We start from the raw sequence: 22,066 nt of genomic DNA, 5'->3' as shown, positions 1-22,066 counted from the left end.
CTCAGGCCCCCTGAGGCTTCAGATGTTCTGGCCGTGCGAAGATGACCTTTTTCTTACCTCCGTCCGTTATTTCTACGAGGTAAGCTCTCCCCCTGATTCCAACTATCTTTCCGGTTCTTCCCTGAAATCTCGGGTGGGGCATCCCTCTGTGTGATGCTGGTTCGATGTCAATGTGGACGGTCTGGCCGACTTCAAACGTCTGAAGCACTTTTCTTATTTTAATGCCCCTCTCTCTAACTCTTTTTCTGAGCTTCCTACCCGACTTGAATCTGAACCCGTGTGATTTGCTATATCCCATGACGAATCACCCTCTCAGCCTGACTATGCGGGATTGTATTTAAGATTTCCGTCCTCAAGCCCACCATTTATTGATAACACATCAAGTTTTTCGACCCTGCAATCCATGCCAAGAAGTTCGCTCAGGCTTGGAGTTGTCCTTCCTCCATCACCGCTTATAAGCTCCTTAATGTACAGTCCGCTTTCGGCATGAATTGTTACTACAGCCTTCCTTCCTTTTTTCAGAAGGAGCCTGATGGAGTACACTTTTCTTTTTCTGACCTTATCAGCCCTTCTGTGTTCCACCCTCTGGGGAGTTCTCTGAGATATTTCATGCCCTTCCAGCTTTTTGAGCGCTTTCTCGAGCTGTTCAGAATCCACATCTTCCTCCAGACTTATTATCGCTCTGTAGGTTTTCGAGTAAGCTGCTTTCTTTATTCTCTCAACGGCTTTTCTATCCGAGTAGAAGAAAAACTCCACCTCGATTTTTCCGCCAGCATTTTCATTGATTGCAGTTTCAAGCTCATTTAGATTGACTTTTCTTTTTTTTGGAGCCTCTATTTCAAGAATGAATGGTCTGCCAGTTCCGAGCATTCTGGCGTCGACATCCTCTCTTCCTGATCCGTGGAGAAATGCATTTTTCCCTTTAAAAAGCTCGAGTGCAGGTTGAATAATCAGATCTTCAACGCTGAGGTATTTTCTGCCGGTGTAGTTGCACCTTTCACAGCCCTTGCCCCCACAATCTCCGCACAGCCATCTTGTCTGGGAAAGGAATCTGACCCGTTTCTTGTATCGTCCATAAATAAAAACTGGAGATATTTCTATGCTGTAGTTCAGATTTTCAAGATTCACGATTATGTTTATGTCTCCGCCAACCTTTCTTTTCCTGCCAGAAATTTCGGAGAATCTCCTTATAAATTCTGTTCTGAAATGTTCTTTCAGCGTATCCTCTATTCCAAATTTTTCTCTTAGAAAGTCCTGCATAGCTTTAGAACTTCCATAGAGCCTGATACCCGCATCAAACGTATCGAATTCATATTCTTCAAGTTCACTGAGGATTTTCCTGGCTAAGCTTTCGATCCGATCAAATGCGTTGCAGCATACCGTGCATTTGCCCTCTCTGCCGAAGCCAATCCTTCTTTTGCATTGATCACATACCTCTATCATGTTCCCTCCTGTCCAGAATGTAGTTAAGGATGGTTACACACTGATCGGCCTGATAGGCTGTTTCTTCCAGGGATATCACTTCTTCTGATATTTCCAGTATCGATTTTTCATCTTCTTCCGAAACGCCGAGATGGTCTCCAATTACGAATACGGGTCTGCTTACCTCCACATTCTCAATGTCCTTACCGGTTTCTTTGAGATAGTAGATGTTTCTGCCGGATAACTCCTTCAGCACATCGTCAAGCCCTTTTGATGATATGAATATTCCGGGAGACACCCTTGTCCACCCTTCTCCGACATCTGTTTTAAGGGCTTTGTTTATCATTCCCGCAATGTTTCTTTCGTCGGGAGCCAGATACCTTACCTGAGAACCCTCCACCCGAATGCTCTTTACAGGGTCTGGTGGGCCCTTTAAAATGATGTATGCGGTCACATTTTTTCTGATGCCGTGGGAAACAAAGAGGGACTGAGAAATAAATCTGCACACTATGTCCATTCTTCCTGCCGATCCGGGGAGGTCGTTGAGATTGAACGGGGCAGTTACAGCCCTGTTGGCGATCAGAACAAAGACTCTGTCCATCAAAGCCTCTGTTCGAGTTCCTTTTTTAATCTTTTTCGGGGAAGCTCATCTTCGCATACTGGAATTACAGTAACGTAATCCTTGTAAAGGCCCCTCATCCAGGTGCCTATGTAGTGTATATCGTCAAAACAAACGGGTTCCTTGCATATGCTGCATTTTCTCCAGGTTATGCCCTCTTCATTTTCTTTAAGTTCCTTTCCGCATGTTTTGCACTTCAGCATCACAATCACCTGCCGGAAATTGCCCTTACAAGGTCGCTTGCGGTGAAAATCCCGACTATTTTTTCCCCTTCGGCAACAACCAGTCGCCTTATCTTCATATCAGCCATTATTTTTGAGGCTTCGTGAATGGTGTATTCCGGGTTTACCGTTATGAGGGGGGACGACACAAAGTTTGATACAGGATTTTCGAGTCCCTCGTTCAGCACGGCCTTGGAAAAGAAATCACGCTCCGTAAAAATCCCGTACGGCTTACCGTCTTTTGTAACGATTACGCTTCCTATCCTTTTTTCTCCCATGATTCTGGCCACCTCACGCACCCTGGTTTTTTCGTCGACCATCACCACATTCTTTTGCATGAATTCTCCAATTTTCATAATTGTTAATTGCTGTGAAAAAGATATATTTCTTCCCCTTCTATTTCATGTGTGAAGATTGTTCCGCTGGCATTTGATTCGATGGGTGTCAGAAGCATGGCGACTTTCGTGGAAACCAAGGATGTCTCCATAACGATTGATCCCGGAGTTGCTCTGGGTCCAAGACGGTACGGTCTGCCCCCGCATCCTTTAGAAATTCAGCAGATGGATGTGCTGTGGGAAACAGTAAAAAGCCACGTGGAAAAGTCAGACATTGTTGCTGTAACCCACTACCATTACGACCATCACAACCCTAAGGAGCCGGAAATTCTGAAAACAAGGCGAATACTTTTAAAACATCCTGAGAAGAATATAAATTTCAGCCAGAAGAGGAGAGCGAGATACTTCCTGTCTCTTCTTGATCGGAACAGTGTTGGTACCTCGGATGGAGCCAGAATTGTGGAGGGAAACACAATCATTGAATTCTCAAATGCTGTGCCTCACGGAACTGACTCAAAGCTCGGTTATGTAACAATGGTTTTCGTAGACGATGGGTCAGGAACCTTTGTACACACAAGCGACGTTGAGGGCGCAAGTCTTGAAGAGCAGATAAACTGGCTTCTCAAAAAGGATGCTGAAATTGTCGTAATGGATGGTCCCATGACCTACATGCTCGGCTACAGGTACTCGCATGAAAGCCTGAACAGGAGCATTGAGAATCTGGAAAGACTCATGCAGGGAAATCTGAAAGTGCTTGTGATTGACCATCATCTCACAAGAGACCTGAAATGGAGAGACAACGTGTCTGAGGTCTTTGATAAAGCCAGAGATTATGGGGTGAAGGTATTGTCCGCCGCTGAGTTTGCAGGTTTGAGAGAGAACCTGCTTGAAGCAAGAAGAAGGGAACTTTATGAAATGGATATCTGAGTAGAAAAAGAGATATATACCGAGCATGTCAGACAGCATACAGCGGATGGCCCGGATAGGGTAGTGGTCATCCTCTGGGACTGTGGATCCCAGGAGCCGGGTTCGAATCCCGGTCCGGGCCCTTTCACTTCCGGTTCCTATCCTGATTGCATCTTTAGGTTGGTCGACTGAGGGCGTATGCTTTTTCCTTTCTCGAGCGTATTTGAGGTTATTGGAGGTCATGGCTGCAGGTCTGTAGATTTTATGGGACAGTCCGAAATCTGAAATTCGAAAAGAGATTTTCAAGGAAATGGGCAAACTCCCAAGAAAAGACCGGAATTCCGGACAAGCTGAAGATTTTTGAGGAGAACGGAAGGCTGATTTTGTCAAACCTGAGGCCACAGTAACATCTACCGCAGAGGGTTGGAGATTACAGGCCAAGACCTTCGTTGAAGGGGAAGATTATGTGCTTTTGAAGTAGAGAAAAGGGGGAATACAGGTGACTGACTTAATTCATGTTTTGAGACAAAGGTTTAACATTTTACACACATAGAATTATTTCATGGCTCCCGATACCTCAAAAAAGCCAAGTTGACCGCAACCATAAGCAAAAATTTCTCAGCGCCGTCCGCCAATGCTTTCCAAATCTGTCCGATTTCGTGGAGAAGAAATTTTTGGAGTCCTCAGAATTCGCTAATCACCCTCCGGCAGTAAATTACAGTGGGTCCGCCCGGATTCGAACCGGGGATCACTGCCTCGTAAGGGGTTATTTTTCTGATTTAGAATCCGTAGCACAGAGATATCTTGAATTCAGGTTCTCTAAGGTGAAATCTGAGCGGTCAAAGATCTGGATAGAGAAAACGCTGAAGAAACTTCTCGAACATACAGGTGGAAAAATCACAAGAGAATCCCTCCTTAGGTTTCAGTCCTGGTATATGCGTAATTTCGGGTATGAGTCCCAGAAAAAGTTTTATGACAACACTAGGGCTTTCCTTGAATATCTTTATAAGGAAACTGGTGATTTGACCTTCAGAGAGCTAAAAGAAGTCCTTGACAGACCGCAAAGACAATCAAAGAAACTGAACAAAATCATCATCAGACCTGTTGATGTGGAGAATGTGATAAAAGGGATTTACAACACTCCAAAATCTCCCTATGATCCACCCTGGAAGTATGCATACTTCAGGATTAAGCACATAGCAAACACCCTGTTTTTGGCCTACACAGGACAGAGGCCTCAGTCCACAACTGACAGGCTAACCTTTGAGGATTTTGAAAAAGCACTGAAAAGAAATCCTCCTATGCTCTGGATACCTGAGGAGAAGGATAAAGAGTCCTTCCCTCACTGGGTCCCTCTTCACCCTGTTGTTGTTGAATGGATTAAACCTGTGATCGAATTCAGACACCTCATTAATGCCAAGGACAGTGTTCCAGTCTTCCCCTACAACTCCCTTAGAATTGTGCTGATCGACTTGGACATTAAAGCCCATCATACAGGAATGAGGATTCAGCCATCCCACTTCAGGAAGTTCTTCGAGCAGATGTGCAACAACGTTCTGATGGTCCACCCTGGACTGAGAGATTACATCATGGCACACAATACAGGCAGTCTGGACGTTCAGAGCTATGATGGGAAACTCCCGTCCGAGATCTATCGGCAATACATGGAGAAGTGGGGAAAGGTTAACCTTGTACCACCGGGGGTTAAGTTGGAGAAGCTGGTTTCCATGCTCCCCCACACTGGGGATTAACTCTCTCCCTTTAACTCACTCTCTTCCACCCGTTAACTCCCAGTTATCACCTCGGAACATGCTGAGGTTTTGGTGTGTGATCTCATGCAATGATTGTCTTGTTCAATGTATTTTAAGCTCACATTTTAAATAGCAATCTTAAAGGAGCTATTTTAATAAAATCAAGCGCCTCTCTCGCCAAACTCCATCCGCATAAGCGGGAAAAGGGACGTTTGGCGAGAAAGTAATTTGGGGGGTGACTACAAAATTCACCACTGTAGAACAAACTGAACGTTGTAGGGGGCTAATAAGAGTAGAGGCCCGTAATTTCCTGAGTTTCACAAATATAAGCATACTTGGTATTGTTTTTTAGTTAGAGGCTATGCACAGTTTTGTGTTTATATGTATTCTTGCCAGACCTATGAAAGTCAAAGAACCTCATTATATTCACTTTTCACAGATTTTGGGTTAAATATGAATGTCCAACCACCTTTTATCAGTATGTTCTCTGCGTTGTCATCGTAATATCCGTTTCTAGTGATTACCACAGTCTCAAAGAAATTTTCAGAGATTCTATAGGTTTTTTGACCTACTCTTTCGATAATTCCAAAAGCTTTCCCTTTCAAAACGAATCTATGGACGTATCTGTAATTGAATAATCCTGTGAGGTCTGAGTATCTGAAGGTATAAAGGTTGTTCATTACTAAAAAGAGGACTAGCGGAGTAAATTCGATTACAAGCTTCCGTTTCCAGTATTTCATATTTACATCAGCTCTTGTCATAATTCCATCTCCCCAATTAAGATTAGGACCTTGAATGTACTTTCAGAAGTGGCTTCAAATCTCGCCACAACAGCTTCATCCCCGTTTAAATCCCATGCAGATGGAATGTAAATCTGGATGGTCTTTTGATTCCACACATAAACGCTTTTAACAATTGTAGCATCTCTTAAATATATGGTTACTTTCAGTCTCTCCCCTGCTCGAATAAGTTTTTTCAGAGTGTAAGGAATATCCACGAGAATCTTCTCTGGTCTTCTTTCGTTCCACCAAAATCTTCCAAATTTAAAAAATTCAGTTTTTGTTTGAAATCTCTCAAAATTACTGGCTTTCAATATTACCTACCTCCAGATTACTGATTTTGCCGTTTTCACCCAAGGGGATCTCAGGCATGAATCTTCTCTTCTTTAGCTTCATACTCTCCCATCTGTGGGTTCTCTTCATCCCATGTGGCCAGCTCGGGTGTGAGCAAAGAGTCATTGAGAATCTCAAAGGCCTGATTAAGGAACTCCATCTTATGTTTGAGAGGCATCATTGTGAAAGTGTCCACTGCAACCTCCAATAATCTGTCTCTTGGAATTTTTACGCTCAGGAATTTGCCAAACCTATATTCGACCATCTCACCAGTCCGTGAAATGCCGAGCTCTGTTCCACGAAAAGCCATTGAGTATTTCATTATCATGCGGCACCCTTCTTCACTCTCTCCTCGCATTTCAAAGTGAGCGATACAGTGGTCTTTTTTCTGCTCTGCCATCTAAATCACCCCGTCATGTCGAAAACTTCCTCCTCAGGCTCTTTCTGCTTGACCTCTCTGACCCAGAAAGCGCCAACTTCCTTCCATGTGTCTCCTTCCCTGATAACCAGTCTGAAGGCCGGTTGAGTGTCTTTCTCTCTTTTTTCGTTCTTGAAGAGGTATGCCTCTCTCCTGCCAAGTATTCCAAAATCCACCATTCCTGCAAGGTACTTTTTGCCCGCGTTCTGCTTATGCTGGGGCAACACAACCACCTCCAGACCTGCCCAAAATTTCCCTCAGTGTGCCCTCCAACGTGTTACAAAATCCCGATACTCTACGACCCCATACATTCCTACATCTCGACTGCACGTCCATACCTCTCCTCACCTCCACCACTTCTTCCTCCCCTTTGATGAGGGAGGAGTATGAAGGATGTATTTCCTATAAATCCAGTCTCCAAATTCCTCAACACTCCCGGAAAAGACTGGAATTAGATGATCAGCTCTCAAGAACTCTCCAGAATTCACTCTCTGATACCTGTCGAACTCGAAAAGTCTGACTCTATCATCAATTCTCTCGATGTAGTAAAGGGGGACTCTTAAAGCCCTGGCAACCTTTTTGAGAGTAACGGCCTGATAACCTCTGATCTTCAGCTTTCCGTTCTTCTCCTCGAAAATTGCCCTGATTCTTGGCCCGACATCAAGGATCGTGTCTATGTTGGTGATAACTACCCTGTCAGTTACTCCTCTGTACGGCTTCAGGGCCTCCCAAATCGTATTTTCAATATAGTTTCCGCAGTGGGGACACCTCACAGTATCGCCTCCTCCAGAAACAGATCCGCCTCGTCAGCAGGCTCAGCTACTCCCCTTTTCAGGAAAACATCAGCATTCAGCTCTGGAAGAGTGACTATCATTCCATAACCGACCCTGTAAATTCTCCCGTCAACTCCCATTATTCTGTCAGCTTCAAGGAAACTGGTTATTCTGATGGTTTTATACTTCATTCATTCCCACCTCTCTCAAGTTCTTCCATCAAAAGCTCATGTTTCCAGTCATCATCCATCAATTCAGTCATGTCAAACTCCACCTCATTGACTACCCCAGAAGAGTCCGCTTCTTTCTCCGATTCATCCGATTCTCCGAGAAGTCTTAGAAATTCGTCATAATAGAGGACTATAGCCCTACCTCTTCCGTCAGGTGTTTTATCGTATTTGAAACCGTATTTATCGGCAATATTTCTTAATCCTCCTGCAATCTCGTATCCGGTTCTTCTCCGGACAGATTCGACAATTTCAGGTTTAATGTAAATCTTGGACAAGTCTTTTTTAGCTTTTAAATATTCAGGCAGAGCATCCAGTCTTTTCAGCTCCTCAATCCTTCCAGCCCAGCTCTCCATTCCCTCAGCATGCAGAGAAACACCGACATCCTTGACAGCCTGCAGAATGTCTTTCTTAATCGTTGAAACAATAAGATCCAGCTCATCAATCTCCTCCTCAATCTCTGCAGGAGTTAACGGCTTATCCACCCACTCAGGAACCTCAAGCCCGGCCTCAGCATACAGATACCTTAAAACCTTCCTTCCCGGCTCGATAAAGTCCTCTTTCATTATGTGGGGCTTGACTTTCTCCCAGTTCTCAGTGTAGAATTTTACCAGCCATGCACCGATATATGCCAGATCCTTTTCAATCTCAGAGAACCATCTGGCAAACTCATCCCTCTCCTCCTTGCCCGGCTTCTGCTTAACTGTGAACTCGAAGATCATGAAAGACTCAATCAGGCCCTTATCCTTCAGCATTGGCAGGTAATTGGTGGTCATGAAAACTGAGGCCCTGGAGTGGAACGTTCTTATCCTGTTCTTTCCCTCATACCTGTCTCTAATCGTTAGCTCTGATCTTGCATTCTTCAGCATGTCAGAAACTTCAGGAATGGTGATGGAGTCTCTCACCTCGTTGATTGAGATAACAAGAGAGGTTGAATCCAGAAAAGAACCCAGTCTCGCAACAGATTTAATTGATTGTCCGGAAACATAGAACGGCTTTTTCTTCGGACATCCCCACATTGCGAGAATTATATCTCCAATTGTGCTCTTCCCAGTCTTGGGCTCTCCTGTGAGCATTAAATGAAAACTCCTGACGTGGTTCTGTCTCTTAACGTATCCAAGAGGCTGGATAATTCCGAAAAGAACTCCTGCAACAAAACCATCCGCATGATTGTATTTCCTGGCCAGCTCATCAAGGATTGTTAAAGCTCTTCTCAGTCCTTCCTTTGAAGGCTCAGGAATTCTGACAGGTGAGCTTTCGTAATTGAAGAATTCCAGCCTTCCATCAACCTCGACAAACCCAGTGGCTAAAGAGGTATGCTTAATCTCAGCCCTTCCCCTTGTTTCAAAAGCATCCAGTAATGAGCTGACAGCATCCCTCAAAATCTGGAGTTTCCTTATTCCTTCCTGCTCCTTGAACCATTCAATTAATTCCTCAACTTTCAGAGGTGGGGAAGTTCTCTCGATCCCTTTACCAGGATACCTTATCGTAATGATATATTCCCTGTCTCCAGTTGAAGGATCGGCCAGAACCTTAACCCTCTCAATGCAGAACGAAGTTATGTAGTCGTATTCAAGAACCTCCCAGCCGTCCAGTGGGTATTTTACCTTAGCAATCCCCTTATCCGGATTGTTGACAAATGAAACCCTGAACCCTTTTCCAGATTTACTGATCTTAACGGGAACTCCAATAACCGATTTCTCAACAGGCTGGCCAACAAGATCCTCAAGTCTTGAAACGAAATCAATGGCTATGGTTGAGGCCTCATCCTCATTCTTTCCATCCTCCTTAAGAATCTCCCTGATCTCATCCCTCAGCTGGTTGTAACTCCCCCTAAGCTTCCCCGAATCTCCTTTACTTGCAGACTTAACCCAGCTGGATATCTTCTCCCTCTCAATTTTGTGCAGTCTGGCAAACTCGTAAATCGAATTAATTACATCCTCATCAGCTGAAACCCTTCCATAACTCCAGGCTACAGCCTCAAACCTCTCCTCAGCTTCCTCATCAGACTTTGAGAGAACGATTCTGTGGACAACTTCAGCACAGTCAGAGGGATGTATCTCAGACTTGGCCAGATAACCTGACAGGTGGAAGACCAGGCTCTGCCTGTGGCCCTTCCTGTAAACTTCAGAGATCTGGGTGATTATCTTCTCCTTGGTTTCTCTGTCCAGCCTCTTCCAGATTACTTTTTGAGAGGTGGGAGGAAGAGTGGGAGAGGGTGAGTTTTCCCCAGTGTGGGAGGATTCAAAGGGCCTTTCGACCGGCAGGGAGAGGATGAGCTCTGGATCAACGCTGGATGTTGGGCTGAACTCTATGATCTCGGCCTTGATGGGCTTCTCCGGATCCTTGAAGTTGTAGAAACCGGGAAGTCTTAACACCCTTGCACAGTCTTTGGCCTTGTTGTCAGCCCTGAATTCGCTCAGGAAAGAGATGAGGATGGAATTCAGCTTCTCAATCTCCTCCTTCGGAACCTCACGGCTCAGCTTGAACAGGATCTGAACACCATGACCTGTGAAGACCGCAAAAGTGGGAGTTATGCCATGCCCTGAGAGTTTTTCGCAGGCCCGATAGTGAACGTCAAAACACCTTCTCCAGATCTCCTCTGGGTCCAGATCTTTACACTCCTCAAGGCTTAGAACATCCAGATCCACCCAGCAGACATCAGCTTTATCAACCACAGCCTCCTTGTTCCCAGCCCTATCTTTCCTAGGGAGAACGCCGTAATAAACGTTTGAACCGTTGAAGCTGCGGGAGGAGAGGAATGAGAGAGCTTCACCAGTTGAGGAGAAGAAGTGGGATCTGGCTTTTCCCTTCTCGATTAGTCGAATTTCGAGGAGTCTGTTTCTGCTTGGTGAGACTATGAAATCCAGGAAACCTCGAACCCCACCGTTTAAATATCCCTTGGACCCTCCATTTTCTGAAGTTCCGACCAGCATGTGCCCCTCCCTTTCTAATTTTTAAGCATCTAATCTTACCCCGAGAAACTCTGCATAATGCTCAATTGCCCGTCTTACAATTTCAGAAGCAGATTTGTGGGCAATAGGTTTTGAATACTGCTTTTTCAGAATTTTATCAATGATTTTAGCGTGTTCTGGATATACAGTTATGTTAAGCTGGATCATCCCGTAATCCCTTAGCGTTCCCACCACTAATTATCACCTCAATCACTTAGTACATACTAAGTAAAGAACTCAAAAAATTTAAATGTTTCGGTAACACTTAGTTACTTAGTGGTTGGTATGAAATATACAGGGTTAAAAGTACTGAGTGATAGCAAGAGGAAAATCTTACAACTTTTAGCGAGTGGGGAGAAAACATGGGCGGAGTTGAAAATGAAAACAAAACTTTCTGATCCTGTTTTGGCAAAACATCTAAAAGATCTCCTAAAAATAGGGTTAATCGAAGAAAAAATCGACAGAGAAGACAGAAGAAAGAAAATCTATACGCTAAACTTCGAAAAATTGAAAGAACTTGGCAGAATAAGGAAAGAGGAACTCAACAAACTCATAACGATTTTGGAATCTGAAAATTATGACAAAGAATTTGAAGAAGAAAAAATTAATCACGAACTTTATCGAGCCCTAGATTTGTTATTGAACTTCATTGCTTTAGATATTGATGTCGATGAGAGACTATCTGATTTAGTGCTAAATATGGTTTCAGCTGGTTGGGTTAAATTTGAGGACAACAGGTTAGTACTCACTGATAAAGGGTGGAAAATCGTGTTTGAGTGGCTTCCAACAGTGCAGCTTCAGCATTATAGGGTGATCCACACTGGAACAGAGCAGATCAAAATTGATGATGAACTAAAGGACACCCTTTCAAAATTATATGCCTTGCTTTTAATTACAGGTGAGAAAATCCTTGATGTAATCCCAGAGAACGTGAAGGAGGAGTTTCTGAAATTTTCAGAGATCAGGAAAGAGAAGTACAAGGAGCAACTATCTCAGCTTCTTGATTGAAATCTTATCTTGTCTTCCGATGAATAGTATCTGATTGATCTTATCTTTCTTGACGTCAATCTCCATAGTACATTTGGAATTTATTGCAAATATAAAGCTTGAAAAGGTCGGGGGCGTTAGTCAAAAGTTCTAATGTTTTCAATAACAACATACTATGCCACATGCTAACACCACCATTTCCTGTGGATGTCCAATATGTCCAAAAACAGTCATGATGAGAAGACAATCTAAGGGATGAGTTGGGAGTTTAAGAGATAACCCCAGTTGAAGGAGGAGTATAGTCCCATGTCCAATACTTTTCATTCTGTTCTCGGTTGAAACTCCTGTCAGATTCCTCAGATTTCACTTGGACATATTGGACACAGTAAACAAACATATAATTTTGTGAGGTTAAGGTGTGTCGAACCCTGTGTCCAATGTGTCCAACGTGTCCAAGTTGAAGGGTGTCATGTCCCGTGTCCAATGTGTCCAATATGTCCAATTAGAAGAGAAGAGTAAAAGAGTAAGAGAACACCCTCACTGGGGAATATAATAATAAACTCTTTTTTACTCTAAACTCTTATTTTTTATTTTATTACAGCTCCCGCTAACTTTATCATTTTATGCGTATGTTATTTCATTATGCCTCGTCCAAACCTTGGGAAGGTTCGTGTCAGCCTGACTGTTCGGAAGGATGTCCTGGAAGCTTCAAGGGAATACATCCCTAACCTGTCCCAGTTTCTTGAGGACCGTCTTCTGGAGTTTCTAAGGTGGGTAAATCATCCTCTGGCAGGAAATTACAGTGGGTCCGGCCGGATTCGAACCGGCGATCACTGCCTCGTAAGGGCAGCGTCATAACCACTAGACCACGGACCCATCAGCAAGGTGTGTGAATGAGCTTGGGAATAAGAATTTTATGATGGAAAGCACTATTAATTTATGGTGATGGCTCATGTTAGGCTCAAGAATTGAGAAACTGGGTATCGGTATAAAGAAGGTTTATCCTGAAGACTGCCAGCTCTGCATCTCAGGATACACCGGAAAAAAGTGTAAATATCTGAAAAAAATAGGCAGAGAATTCTACTGCGTTAAGGATGCCGTAAAAGACTTTGACAACCGTCTGCTATTCTGAATTCCAAATATTTATATCCTCCTGACCTTCAGGTTCAACCATGCACATTGTTCATCCCATTGACTACCGGTATGGAACACCGGAAATGAAAAGAATCTGGAGCGAGGAGAGCCGCATACGAAGGATGATCTGGGTTGAGCTTGCGCTTCTGAAAGCACTTGCTGATAAGGGCTTTCTCAGCCATCAGGATTATGAAGTGGCGAAAAGAAACTCCCGTGAGGTATCTCCAGAGCGGGTTAAGGAGATTGAGGCAGAGATAAAGCATGATGTTATGAGTCTGGTCAGGGCTGTATCGGAAGTTGCAGGCAATGCAAGCAGGTGGATTCACTTCGGTGCGACATCCAACGACATCATAGATACTGCTGTTGCAACCCAGTTGAGGGACAGCATAAAGATTTTCGAGGTTAGGCTCGCCAGGCTGATCAGCATTCTGGCCGGTAAGGCCGAAGAGCATAAAAAAACTATCTGTCTTGGCAGAACACACGGACAGCCGGCACTTCCCGTGACCTATGGATTCAGGTTCGCCATCTGGACTTCTGAATTGATAAGACATCTTGAGAGGATGGAAGAACTGAAGAAGAGACTTCTCGTTGGTCAGCTGAGCGGAGCAGTGGGCACTCAGGCGGCCTTTGGGGATGACGGAATTGAGATTGAGGAAAGAGTCATGGGTTATCTGAATCTTACTCCCGCGGAAATCTCCGCTCAGATTATTCCGAGAGACATTTACTGCGAGTATGTGGAGTGGCTTGCAAATCTCTCAACAACTCTCGAAAAAATTGCCCTTAACATCAGACTGTGGCAGAGAAGCGAAACTCAGGAGGTTTTTGAAAGCTTTGATACCGAAAAGCAGGTTGGAAGCTCCACGATGCCACACAAAAGAAATCCCATTGACAGCGAACAGATATGTGGGCTTGCCAGAATTGTGAGGGGGTTTGTTGAACCACAGCACCAGTCTGCCCTGCTGTGGGAAGAGAGAGACCTTTCCAATTCTTCTGCTGAGAGAATAATTCTTGTGGAGGCAACGATTCTGGTGGATCACATCCTCACGAAAACGATAAGGTTGCTGAGAAATCTTCAGATCGATGAACAGAGGGCGAGAGATAATCTTGAAAGATGGAGGGGAATAAACCAGAGTGAGGCAGTGATGATTGCCCTGACGAAAAAAGGCGTATCAAGACAGGTTGCTCATGAATTACTGAGAAGGAACTCGATGAAAGCGTATCAGACAGGTAAAAGCCTTATGGAGCTTTTGATTGAGGATGAGGAATTGAGAATTTATCTGACAGAGGAAGAGATTGAGGAACTGCTGAAACCTGAGAATTATCTTGGGACTTCTCTTTCAAAGATCGCTCGTGTGGTCGAGAAGGCCAGAGAAGTAGCAGGAAAATATCTCGGCTGATCTGTAAACTGGTGCAGTTAGTTTTTTATTTATTTCTTCAGCTATCGCTTCAATTTTCCTGAATCAACCTGGGCCTGAGAGGTTGTATTCATACATCCAGAATTAATCCTGACTCTATCTTGGTTTTGCCAATAGTTTTATAAATCGATAAAGTGGGTTAATGCAGGAGGGCCCGTGGCTCAGCATGGATAGAGCGACGGCCTTCTAAGCCGTAGATCCCGGGTTCAAATCCCGGCGGGTCCGCTCATTATTTATTCCTAACTACTTTCTGAATTCATTTTTCTGGCATTCTGAGAGGGGCGGAAAAATGTCAGGAGAAAAGACAGATGGAGATTATTTCTGCTGTTCTCACGGAGCCCCGGTGATAGGCGTTCGTGGAGCTCTTAAATGGTGTAAAATAGAATGGTGTTCGGAAATTTTCATGCACTTGGTCTCAATGTCTTGATTAGGTTTTAAATAACCTCTGCCGGAAATGTGTCTGTGGTTGGGCAGAAGTCAGGGGTCCTTCTCCGTTCAGACCCATTCATTGATCTTTATCTGGCTCTTGGCTATTACCTGCCCTTTATATTCCTGTGGTCAGTGCTTGTGCCGAGATATTGTTACAGCAACTGTATTGGCTGTGCTTTTTATGAAGTCTTTGGTCTCTTTTTAGATTCGCAGATGCGGGGGGTGGGATTTGAACCCACGAACCCCTCCGGGAGTGGATCTTGAGTCCACCGCCTTTGGCCTGGCTCGGCAACCCCCGCTCAAAAAGGCTTTTTAAAAATTGTGTTTATTTAATTTATGGTTATTTTTTCAGAGCTTCCTTAACTGTCTTTATAGCGCACAAATCGCCGCACATGCTGCACGTTTCGCTCGATGGCTTGACTCTCGTGTGGATTTCCATTGCTTTTTCGGGGTCCGGTGAGAGCATGAATTGTTTTTCCCAGTCGAAATCCCTTCTTGCCACGCTCATTTCGTAGTCTCTCTTCATTGCTCTCTCTTTCTGACCTTCCTTCACGAGATCAATTGCATGGGCTGCGATTTTTGCCGCAATAACCCCTTCTTTCACGTCTTCTATTGTGGGCAGCCCGAGATGCTCGGCGGGTGTGACGTAGCATATAAAATCTGCCCCATGCATGCCTGCTATTCCCGCACCGATTGCAGCGGCGATGTGGTCATAACCTGCAGCAGCATCCGTCACAAGCGGGCCGAGCAGGTAGAGTGGGGCATCTCTCGTGGCGTATTTCATGGCCTTGACGCTGGTCTCAATCTGGTCCATTGGAACATGTCCGGGGCCTTCGACCATTGCCTGAACACCGCTTTGCCTGCAAACCTCGACAAGCTCTCCGAGGATTATAAACTCGGTGAATTTCACTCTGTCGCCTGCATCGTGGATGCATCCTGGTCTGAACGCATCTCCAAGACTTATGGTAACGTCATATTCTTTGAGCAGCTCGAGAAGGTAGTCGAAGTTTTTGTAATATGGGTTCTCGGAATCGTTCTGTTTCATCCAGGCAATGGTCAGAGAACCGCCCCGGCTCACAACTCCGAGCAGCCTGTTGCTTTTTTCCAGCCTCTCGATGGATACCCAGTTCACTCCAGCGTGAATTGTCATGAAATCCACGCCATCTTTTGCATGTTTTTCAACGACCCCGAAAAAATCGTCTTCGTCGGCATCGAGAATGTTTTTCTCTCTTGCAAGCTGATACACTGGCACGGTACCGAAAGGAACCTCAACGACATCCATTATCTTTTTTCTTATATGGTCGAGATCGCCCCCACTGCTGAGATCCATTATTGCATCCGCTCCAAATTTCTGAGCGATGATTGCCTTTTCTATTTCTTCTTCAAGATTGACATAATCTGCGGATGTGCCGATGTTTGCATTTATCTTCGTGGACATGTATTTTCCTATCGCTCTCGGCCTGAAAGTATCGTCATTTTTGAGAATGTTTTTTGGAATTACGATTTTGCCTTCAGAGATCAGCTTTATTATTTTTTCAAGCGTTATGCCCTCGTGTTTTTCCACATCTTTTAACCATTCAGGATATTCTCCTCTTCTGGCCATTTCCATGAGTGTTTCCATGAAATTTGATTTGATAAGTCAGTAATAAAAACATTGTGTGTTTTACCGCCAGTTCCATTTCCGGTAAAATTTGAGGTACTTCTCCTACACCAATTTTTGTTCCTTTATTTTGGGAATATTCTCATAATATGGGCAAAAGCTTATATACTTGGATTTGAAAGTTGAGGTATGGACAGAAAAATACACCTGGATGAAAATGAAATGCCCGATCGCTGGTACAACATTCTTCCGGATCTGCCGGAGCCGTTACCTCCACCGCTCGATCCTGAGACGAATGAGCCGGTTAAACCGGAAAAGCTCGGGGCAATATTTCCAAAGGAACTGATACGGCAGGAAATGAGTGATGAAAGGTACATAAAAATACCTGAAGCGATCCTCGAAATCTACAGGTTGTGGAGACCCACTCCTCTGATCAGGGCGACAAGGCTTGAAAGGTATCTGAAAACCCCTGCGAGGATCTATTACAAGTATGAGGGTGTCTCACCTCCTGGCAGCCACAAACCAAATACGGCCGTTGCTCAGGCATATTACAATGCGAAAGAGGGTGTGGAGCGACTGACCACAGAGACGGGTGCAGGGCAGTGGGGTTCAGCTCTCGCATTCGCAGCAAACCTGTTTGATATGGGATGCAGAGTTTACATGGTGAAGGCGAGCTATTACCAGAAACCGTACCGCAGGGTTTTGATGGAGTTATGGAACGCAGAGGTCATACCGAGTCCATCAAATCTGACGGATAGCGGCAGGAAGATTCTTGAAAACGACCCAGACAGCCCCGGAAGTCTCGGGATAGCAATTAGCGAGGCTGTGGAGGATGCGGTGAAGGATGATGGCACGAATTACAGTCTGGGAAGCGTCCTCAACCACGTTATGCTCCACCAGACCATCATAGGTCTCGAGGTGAAAAAGCAGCTTGAGATTGCTGAAGAAAGCCCGGACATAATGGTGGGCTGTGTGGGAGGAGGGAGCAACTTTGCGGGTCTCGTGTTTCCCTTCATAAAGGACGGTGGCATGGAGTTCATAGCAGTTGAACCGGAATCATGTCCCACACTGACCAAGGGTGAATACAGATACGACTTCGGAGATATTGCAGGCTTCACACCTCTGCTCAAGATGTACACTCTCGGAAAAGATTTCATCCCGCCACCGATACACGCCGGAGGGCTGAGGTATCACGGGGACGCTCCAACTCTCAGCCTGCTCGTGAAGTCCGGAATTGTGGATGCAAGGGCAGTCCCCCAGGTGGACACGTTCAGGGCCGGAAAGATTTTTGCAGAGACCGAGGGTGTTCCTCCTGCACCAGAGTCAACACATGCAATTAAGGTCGTAATAGATGAGGCGTTGAAGGCAAAGAAAACCGGCGAGGAAAAAACAATAGTGTTCAATCTCAGCGGTCATGGACACTTTGATTTGAAGGCTTACCAGGACTTCATGGAGGGCAAACTTGCATGATCACCTCCTTATTTTTCCCAGCAGAAATACTGCGGTTATGATCAGACCCACATCCAGAATTATTCTGATAAGTGTTGCCTTTCTGTAGTCAAAGAACATACCGATTGCCGAATTGATGTTGAAGTAAAGCCCCACTATGCCGACAAATGCAAGTATTCCTGCAATTATTTGAATCAGTCTCCCATAATCCTTTTCCTCAGCCATAGGACTGCACCTCCCGATACAATCGCGGTTACCAGCTCAAAACCCGGAGCCGCTCTGGGCATGTATGGTGGGGGGGTTGGAACAGGTCTTCTCAGTTCCTGCTCCCTAATGAAATCCTCCACCCTGAATGTATCTTCTTTCGAACTTCCCTCCTTGAAAGTTTCAGGATTGAGCTTCACAACGTTTTCTCTTTTCCCCGTGACGTAATTTTTGCTCCACACTTCGAGAACAATCCTGTAGTTGTATTTGTCAGGTAATGTGAGGTTGAATTTGATGAGGTTGGTCTTCCCGGATTCCACTTTTCTCTCGGCCCAGAACTCATCTGCAAGGAGGTTTGATTCGAGCTGCACTGCCTTGATCCTGAATCTGACCTTTTCGTAGGTCTCAATGCTTTCAATGTAATATGTCGCTGTTATGTTCACTCTGTCATCTGACTTCCCGGTAACCGTGAAGTCAGCACCCTTTATCACAATCTCCAGTTTTTCGTCGTCCGGTGGTATTGTGGACAGCCCGAATATGCTGATTTCACGGGTCGAATAGATTCGTCCATCCTTTTCAAGGCTGATTTTTACCCTGTAGTCGTGATTCTTTGCGATGGTGCATGTCAGGTTCTCTGAATGATACTCTTCTGTTTTTTCGGGTATTTTTCTGGAAAATTCATTGAGGAGTAGGTTGGTTGAGGCGTCAAAGAACTTTATTCTTAAATACAGCCCCTCAATGTCCTTTGATTTTGTCATTTTTACGGAAAAAATCAGTTCTGCATGGGTTGAGTTGATGTTCCCTGCCCTGGTTTCTACGTCTGTTATGTATGCGTATGATGATTTTTCGTCTTCCATCGGGAGGGCAGCTATGATTGCTGAAATGATGGCAAGGAGGGTCACAGCAATTGTGAAATGAAGTGTTTTCATATTGAAAATAGTAGTATCTGGAATTATATAAACTTTTTCAGATTCAGTAAAATTATCTGATATTGCAAAATTTCCGGTTGCTCTGAGAAATTATTTTGCCGAAATTCAGCAAAAATGAAATTTTTTCGCCAGAAGATGCTTATGGAATTCCTATCGCTTGAATATAACCCAGTGAAAAAGTTGTTGGAAGGATGGGGCCGCCGAGACTTGAACTCGGGTCTCCACCCCCCCAAGATGGAAGGATAACCAGGCTACCCTACGGCCCCCTGCTGAAGTTCAAGCTGAACTGGGTTTATATAATCTACGTTTGGTGTATTTTTGCCGATTATTTTAAATACTACAGTATAAATTTTTTAGCGATGGTTCATGCTATAACACGACACGGAGCAAATACCGCTGGTAACAAGTCAAATGTGAGGGTCATGCAGGGCAATCGTGCCCGCTACCTCTCAGCATGGGGTTGAGGGTATGTCTGAGCTGTCCGTGAACTCTGTCAAAGCCCTCGGAAATAAGCTTTTCAGCAATATCAAGTCTGAAAAAGAAGTTGTTCTGCTGAATGTAGCGCCGTCTCTATACTTCAAAGCTTTAAACGAGGTCATGAGGCTCTTAACGGCGGCAGGAGAGGGAATATATATTGCTCTCAATAAACCCTGTGCCTCTCTGGATAAACAGCTCAGGAAAGCCGGGATTTTCACTGAGAATATCAGGTATGTTGATTGCAATACAAGGCAGTTTGGAGGCCACGAGCTGGAAGACCCGAGGTATGTTTTTCTGGAATCCCCAAACCCTGTTCAGGTTATAGTGACGGTTGACAGACTTCTCAGAGAGCTGAATTCGGATTTTAAGTTCGTGTACATAGATTCCCTTTCGACATTTACTTTGTACAAGTCTCAGGAATCGCTGGTTAAGTTTCTGAGGCAGCTTACCGGGAAGACAAGAATCCACGGAACGTTCTGTGTCATTACTGTTCTGGAGAATGAGATCGATCCCCAGCATCTCTCCCAGCTCTCTCTTCTGTGTGATTCGCTGATAGAGGTGAGGTAATTGTTCAGAACTGGCATAGAGATAATTGATAGATTTGGCGGACTGAATGAGGGGCTTAATTATGTAATCGAGGAACCGGGAGCAGGGGGGAAGGAATTTGCATATTACTTACTGATGAAAAACACCGACAAGAATCTCAAGATAATCTCGATATCTGAATCCGGGGAGGAGATTTTAAAAGAGCTTCAGATGAACTTTTCGGATGAGAGCTTCAACAGAATTGCGAAAAAGCTCCAGATCGTGAGTCTTGACAGGTTCTACTTCAAGGGTACATGCATACCAGTAAGGTGGGTGCTTGGTAAAGAACCGGATCTGGAGGATTTGAAGGGGGAAGGAGATCTCTTGAGCGAACTGGCAAATCAGGTTGATGCGATTGAGGAAAATACTGTGCTTGTTCTGAATTCACTTACGGACCTTCTCAGAATTCCTGGGAAGTATGATGTTGGAGATATTCTTGCCATGATACACGGCCTGAGAAAAATCGCCCTGAGAAAGAGCGTTCTGGTGGTGATTTTGATGACGAAGGGAGTCATTTCAGAGCAGTATCAGAACCTTTTCCTCAGCATCTCTGATGGAATAATGTTTTTTGAGTGGGGTAAGCAGGGAAGCATGGAAAGGTGGCTGTATTTCAGAAAGCTTTCCGGTCTTTTGCCTCATCTCGAGAGAGAAAATATCACCCGCATGAAGATAAGGTTTGATCCTGCGGCGGGCTTCATGGTCACGCAGTATGAGAGGGTGCTGTGATGAGGTTGCTTTCCACGGGAATACGGGGACTGGATGCCATGCTTGGAGGAGGAATCCCCGAAGGCTATTTTGTTTCGGTAATCGGATTTTTTGGGACAGGTAAGACGACCCTGGGGTTGCATTTTATAAATGAGGGCTTCTCAGAGGGTGATAGCTGTCTGATCATAAGTTTCGACGAGGATGAGGAGAGCATTCTGGCCACAGCAGAAAACTATGGCATGGACTTTTCATCGGGCGGTGGAAGCATACAGGTTATAAAACTCGACCCTCTTGAGGTCAAGAAGAGATTTGAAAGTTTTGAAAATGAACTCAGACACATGTTCGAAAAGATAATGCCAGCAAGGATACTCGTGGACTCCATAACAGTTCTGGAAACACTCTTTGATGATGCAGGAAGGTACTCCTTCCTCTCAAAACTAAGAGGCCTTCTGAAATCGATAAACGCCACTGCAGTGGTCACTTCTGAGTGCGATAAGGATAACCCCCTCAGGTCAAAGTTTGGCATCCTCGAATATGTCTCTGACGGAATGATCTCTATGAGAATATACAGGGAAAACGAGCTTGAAGAGGCCACACTTGCAATCGAGGTTCTGAAGATGAGGAGAAGGGCACACATGCGCATTCCAAGGCCGTATGCCATATCTTCATCGGGGATCGAGGTATTCCTTGAATCAGAATTGATCTGAAGGGCTGTGGGATTCCGGGTGCTGAGGGTTTTCCGGAACCGGTCATCCAGCCCGTCATCGATTAAATAGCGCAATGTTAATATATATCTCACTTACAGTTATCATCATGAAGAGAAGAATTGTTATTCTCTTGGCTCTCTTTGTGCTGGGCGTTCTTGTTCTCGGCTGTGCCCAGCAGGAGGAAGCAAAGACAACTCCAACTCCAGCAAAAACTGTGGAGAAAACTCCGACTCCGAAACCAAAGGAAGAGAAGACACCTAAACCAACTCCTACCCCTGAGAAGAAGTCCACACCGACTCCAACGCCGACACCCAAGAAAGTCGAGGCAAGCTCACCACTGGTGGAGTGTACGGTCTGCCACACCAAGTCCACAGACTACAAGCCTCATGTCAATGGTGGCCAGTACTGTGCTAACTGCCACGGCAGCAACCCGCATACGATCCACGTTGGCCCAGGAACAATCAACCTTGAGTGCAGTGTCTGTCACGGTCCTCCTGACAACATACAGATACCCAAGCCCATCGAAGAGGGCAGAACTGTCTGTGAGAACTGCCACGCCTATCCTGATGCCACAAAGCCAAGCTACGGCAACCTTGTGAACATCCACCTGCCAAGAGGCAAGTACTGTACGGTCTGCCACGGAACGGATGTCTCCGGTCTGCACACGGCAGCAGACTCCTTTGTGGAGTAATCCCAGAGAATAGAGT

Annotated in this window: 26 protein-coding genes and 5 tRNA genes; 12 read left to right on the top strand and 19 right to left on the bottom strand. The window is 45.0% G+C overall.

What is annotated here, in order from left to right; translation table 11 throughout:
• Window position 1: 1 nt before the first annotated feature.
• The 5 genes from GACE_RS06820 to GACE_RS06800 are packed head-to-tail and all read right to left on the bottom strand — an operon-like array spanning window position 2 to window position 2,618.
• On the bottom strand, window positions 2–298 hold the full coding sequence (locus GACE_RS06820; RefSeq protein WP_048092223.1) for a 50S ribosomal protein L21e: 297 nt from the start codon (window positions 296–298) through the stop codon (window positions 2–4).
• A 23-nt stretch (window positions 299–321) separates the two neighbouring features.
• Window positions 322–1,443, bottom strand: coding sequence for a tRNA pseudouridine(54/55) synthase Pus10 (locus GACE_RS06815; protein WP_048092221.1), 1,122 nt, complete (start codon window positions 1,441–1,443; stop codon window positions 322–324).
• Entirely contained in the window at window positions 1,427–2,023 is a 597-nt protein-coding gene (trmY, locus tag GACE_RS06810) for a tRNA (pseudouridine(54)-N(1))-methyltransferase TrmY (protein ID WP_048092219.1), read from the bottom strand. The genes GACE_RS06815 and trmY overlap by 17 nt, the downstream gene beginning before the upstream one ends.
• Window positions 2,023–2,244: a hypothetical protein gene (locus GACE_RS06805; RefSeq protein ID WP_318249148.1), complete on the bottom strand. Its 222-nt coding sequence runs from the start codon at window positions 2,242–2,244 to the stop codon at window positions 2,023–2,025. The genes trmY and GACE_RS06805 overlap by 1 nt, the downstream gene beginning before the upstream one ends.
• Before the next feature lie 5 nt (window positions 2,245–2,249).
• The gene (locus GACE_RS06800; protein WP_048092217.1) at window positions 2,250–2,618 is read right to left on the bottom strand and encodes a CBS domain-containing protein; all 369 of its coding nucleotides are present in this window, start codon (window positions 2,616–2,618) and stop codon (window positions 2,250–2,252) included.
• A gap of 51 nt (window positions 2,619–2,669) precedes the next feature.
• Between GACE_RS06800 and GACE_RS06795 the strand changes: the two genes are divergently transcribed.
• The 3 genes from GACE_RS06795 to GACE_RS06785 all read left to right on the top strand — a co-directional run bounded on the left by GACE_RS06795 (window position 2,670) and on the right by GACE_RS06785 (window position 5,254).
• Window positions 2,670–3,524, top strand: coding sequence for a hypothetical protein (locus tag GACE_RS06795; RefSeq protein ID WP_048092215.1), 855 nt, complete (start codon window positions 2,670–2,672; stop codon window positions 3,522–3,524).
• Window positions 3,525–3,573: 49 nt separating this feature from the next.
• Window positions 3,574–3,645: transfer RNA gene (locus tag GACE_RS06790), tRNA-His, on the top strand.
• Between the two features lie 682 nt (window positions 3,646–4,327).
• Window positions 4,328–5,254 carry a hypothetical protein gene (locus GACE_RS06785; RefSeq protein WP_048092213.1) on the top strand — a complete coding sequence of 309 codons (927 nt, stop codon included), beginning with the start codon at window positions 4,328–4,330 and terminating at the stop codon, window positions 5,252–5,254.
• A gap of 407 nt (window positions 5,255–5,661) precedes the next feature.
• On the opposite strand, the gene GACE_RS06780 is transcribed toward GACE_RS06785, so the two are convergent.
• The 8 genes from GACE_RS06780 to GACE_RS06745 form a co-directional block, all read right to left on the bottom strand.
• Window positions 5,662–6,015 (bottom strand): hypothetical protein, encoded by a 354-nt coding sequence (locus GACE_RS06780; RefSeq protein ID WP_048092212.1) that lies wholly within the window; start codon window positions 6,013–6,015, stop codon window positions 5,662–5,664.
• Window positions 6,012–6,347: a hypothetical protein gene (locus GACE_RS06775; RefSeq protein ID WP_048092210.1), complete on the bottom strand. Its 336-nt coding sequence runs from the start codon at window positions 6,345–6,347 to the stop codon at window positions 6,012–6,014. The genes GACE_RS06780 and GACE_RS06775 overlap by 4 nt, the downstream gene beginning before the upstream one ends.
• A gap of 50 nt (window positions 6,348–6,397) precedes the next feature.
• Entirely contained in the window at window positions 6,398–6,766 is a 369-nt protein-coding gene (locus tag GACE_RS06770) for a hypothetical protein (RefSeq protein ID WP_048092208.1), read from the bottom strand.
• 5 nt (window positions 6,767–6,771) lie between these two features.
• A complete protein-coding gene (locus GACE_RS06765; RefSeq protein WP_318249147.1) occupies window positions 6,772–7,008 on the bottom strand; it encodes a DUF736 family protein in 237 nt (78 codons plus the stop codon).
• A 120-nt stretch (window positions 7,009–7,128) separates the two neighbouring features.
• Entirely contained in the window at window positions 7,129–7,557 is a 429-nt protein-coding gene (locus GACE_RS06760) for a hypothetical protein (protein ID WP_048092206.1), read from the bottom strand.
• Window positions 7,554–7,748, bottom strand: a complete 195-nt coding sequence (locus GACE_RS06755; RefSeq protein WP_048092204.1) for a hypothetical protein — start codon at window positions 7,746–7,748, stop codon at window positions 7,554–7,556. The genes GACE_RS06760 and GACE_RS06755 overlap by 4 nt, the downstream gene beginning before the upstream one ends.
• Complete coding sequence (locus tag GACE_RS06750) at window positions 7,745–10,720, bottom strand: DNA-primase RepB domain-containing protein (protein WP_048092202.1); 2,976 nt, start codon at window positions 10,718–10,720, stop codon at window positions 7,745–7,747. Before GACE_RS06750 ends, GACE_RS06755 begins: the two co-directional genes overlap by 4 nt.
• A 21-nt stretch (window positions 10,721–10,741) precedes the next feature.
• Window positions 10,742–10,933: a ribbon-helix-helix domain-containing protein gene (locus GACE_RS06745; RefSeq protein WP_048092200.1), complete on the bottom strand. Its 192-nt coding sequence runs from the start codon at window positions 10,931–10,933 to the stop codon at window positions 10,742–10,744.
• A 90-nt stretch (window positions 10,934–11,023) separates the two neighbouring features.
• Between GACE_RS06745 and GACE_RS11230 the strand changes: the two genes are divergently transcribed.
• The gene (locus tag GACE_RS11230; RefSeq protein ID WP_148305987.1) at window positions 11,024–11,746 is read left to right on the top strand and encodes an ArsR/SmtB family transcription factor; all 723 of its coding nucleotides are present in this window, start codon (window positions 11,024–11,026) and stop codon (window positions 11,744–11,746) included.
• 782 nt (window positions 11,747–12,528) lie between these two features.
• On the opposite strand, the gene GACE_RS06735 is transcribed toward GACE_RS11230, so the two are convergent.
• Window positions 12,529–12,601: transfer RNA gene (locus GACE_RS06735), tRNA-Val, on the bottom strand.
• A gap of 76 nt (window positions 12,602–12,677) precedes the next feature.
• Between GACE_RS06735 and GACE_RS06730 the strand changes: the two genes are divergently transcribed.
• The 3 genes from GACE_RS06730 to GACE_RS06720 all read left to right on the top strand — a co-directional run bounded on the left by GACE_RS06730 (window position 12,678) and on the right by GACE_RS06720 (window position 14,499).
• Window positions 12,678–12,857, top strand: a complete 180-nt coding sequence (locus GACE_RS06730; protein ID WP_048092198.1) for a hypothetical protein — start codon at window positions 12,678–12,680, stop codon at window positions 12,855–12,857.
• A 40-nt stretch (window positions 12,858–12,897) separates the two neighbouring features.
• Window positions 12,898–14,256, top strand: a complete 1,359-nt coding sequence (gene purB, locus GACE_RS06725; RefSeq protein WP_048092197.1) for an adenylosuccinate lyase — start codon at window positions 12,898–12,900, stop codon at window positions 14,254–14,256.
• Window positions 14,257–14,424: 168 nt separating this feature from the next.
• Window positions 14,425–14,499 (top strand) — tRNA-Arg (locus GACE_RS06720).
• 418 nt (window positions 14,500–14,917) lie between these two features.
• On the opposite strand, the gene GACE_RS06715 is transcribed toward GACE_RS06720, so the two are convergent.
• Both GACE_RS06715 and thiC read right to left on the bottom strand, forming a co-directional pair.
• A tRNA-Leu gene (locus GACE_RS06715) sits at window positions 14,918–15,002 on the bottom strand.
• A gap of 41 nt (window positions 15,003–15,043) precedes the next feature.
• Window positions 15,044–16,324 (bottom strand): phosphomethylpyrimidine synthase, encoded by a 1,281-nt coding sequence (thiC, locus tag GACE_RS06710; protein ID WP_048092196.1) that lies wholly within the window; start codon window positions 16,322–16,324, stop codon window positions 15,044–15,046.
• A gap of 168 nt (window positions 16,325–16,492) precedes the next feature.
• Between thiC and GACE_RS06705 the strand changes: the two genes are divergently transcribed.
• A complete protein-coding gene (locus tag GACE_RS06705; protein ID WP_048092195.1) occupies window positions 16,493–17,773 on the top strand; it encodes a TrpB-like pyridoxal phosphate-dependent enzyme in 1,281 nt (426 codons plus the stop codon).
• Here the strand turns inward: GACE_RS06705 and GACE_RS06700 are convergent, their stop codons facing one another.
• From GACE_RS06700 to GACE_RS06690, 3 genes are all read right to left on the bottom strand, one after another.
• Window positions 17,774–17,977, bottom strand: coding sequence for a hypothetical protein (locus tag GACE_RS06700; RefSeq protein ID WP_048092194.1), 204 nt, complete (start codon window positions 17,975–17,977; stop codon window positions 17,774–17,776).
• Entirely contained in the window at window positions 17,947–18,885 is a 939-nt protein-coding gene (locus GACE_RS06695; RefSeq protein ID WP_048092193.1) for a DUF7490 domain-containing protein, read from the bottom strand. Before GACE_RS06695 ends, GACE_RS06700 begins: the two co-directional genes overlap by 31 nt.
• A gap of 192 nt (window positions 18,886–19,077) precedes the next feature.
• Window positions 19,078–19,151 (bottom strand) — tRNA-Pro (locus tag GACE_RS06690).
• A 202-nt stretch (window positions 19,152–19,353) separates the two neighbouring features.
• Between GACE_RS06690 and GACE_RS06685 the strand changes: the two genes are divergently transcribed.
• The 4 genes from GACE_RS06685 to GACE_RS06670 all read left to right on the top strand — a co-directional run bounded on the left by GACE_RS06685 (window position 19,354) and on the right by GACE_RS06670 (window position 22,050).
• Window positions 19,354–19,929 carry a DUF7504 family protein gene (locus GACE_RS06685; protein WP_148305944.1) on the top strand — a complete coding sequence of 192 codons (576 nt, stop codon included), beginning with the start codon at window positions 19,354–19,356 and terminating at the stop codon, window positions 19,927–19,929.
• The gene (locus GACE_RS06680; RefSeq protein WP_048092188.1) at window positions 19,930–20,673 is read left to right on the top strand and encodes a hypothetical protein; all 744 of its coding nucleotides are present in this window, start codon (window positions 19,930–19,932) and stop codon (window positions 20,671–20,673) included. It begins immediately after the preceding gene.
• Entirely contained in the window at window positions 20,673–21,359 is a 687-nt protein-coding gene (locus GACE_RS06675; RefSeq protein ID WP_048092187.1) for an ATPase domain-containing protein, read from the top strand. Before GACE_RS06680 ends, GACE_RS06675 begins: the two co-directional genes overlap by 1 nt.
• A gap of 106 nt (window positions 21,360–21,465) precedes the next feature.
• Window positions 21,466–22,050, top strand: coding sequence for a hypothetical protein (locus tag GACE_RS06670; protein ID WP_048092186.1), 585 nt, complete (start codon window positions 21,466–21,468; stop codon window positions 22,048–22,050).
• Window positions 22,051–22,066: the final 16 nt, after the last annotated feature.

This window comes from Geoglobus acetivorans (assembly GCF_000789255.1).
GTDB lineage: Archaea > Halobacteriota > Archaeoglobi > Archaeoglobales > Archaeoglobaceae > Geoglobus > Geoglobus acetivorans_B.
This window is presented reverse-complemented; position numbering and strand designations above follow the sequence as displayed.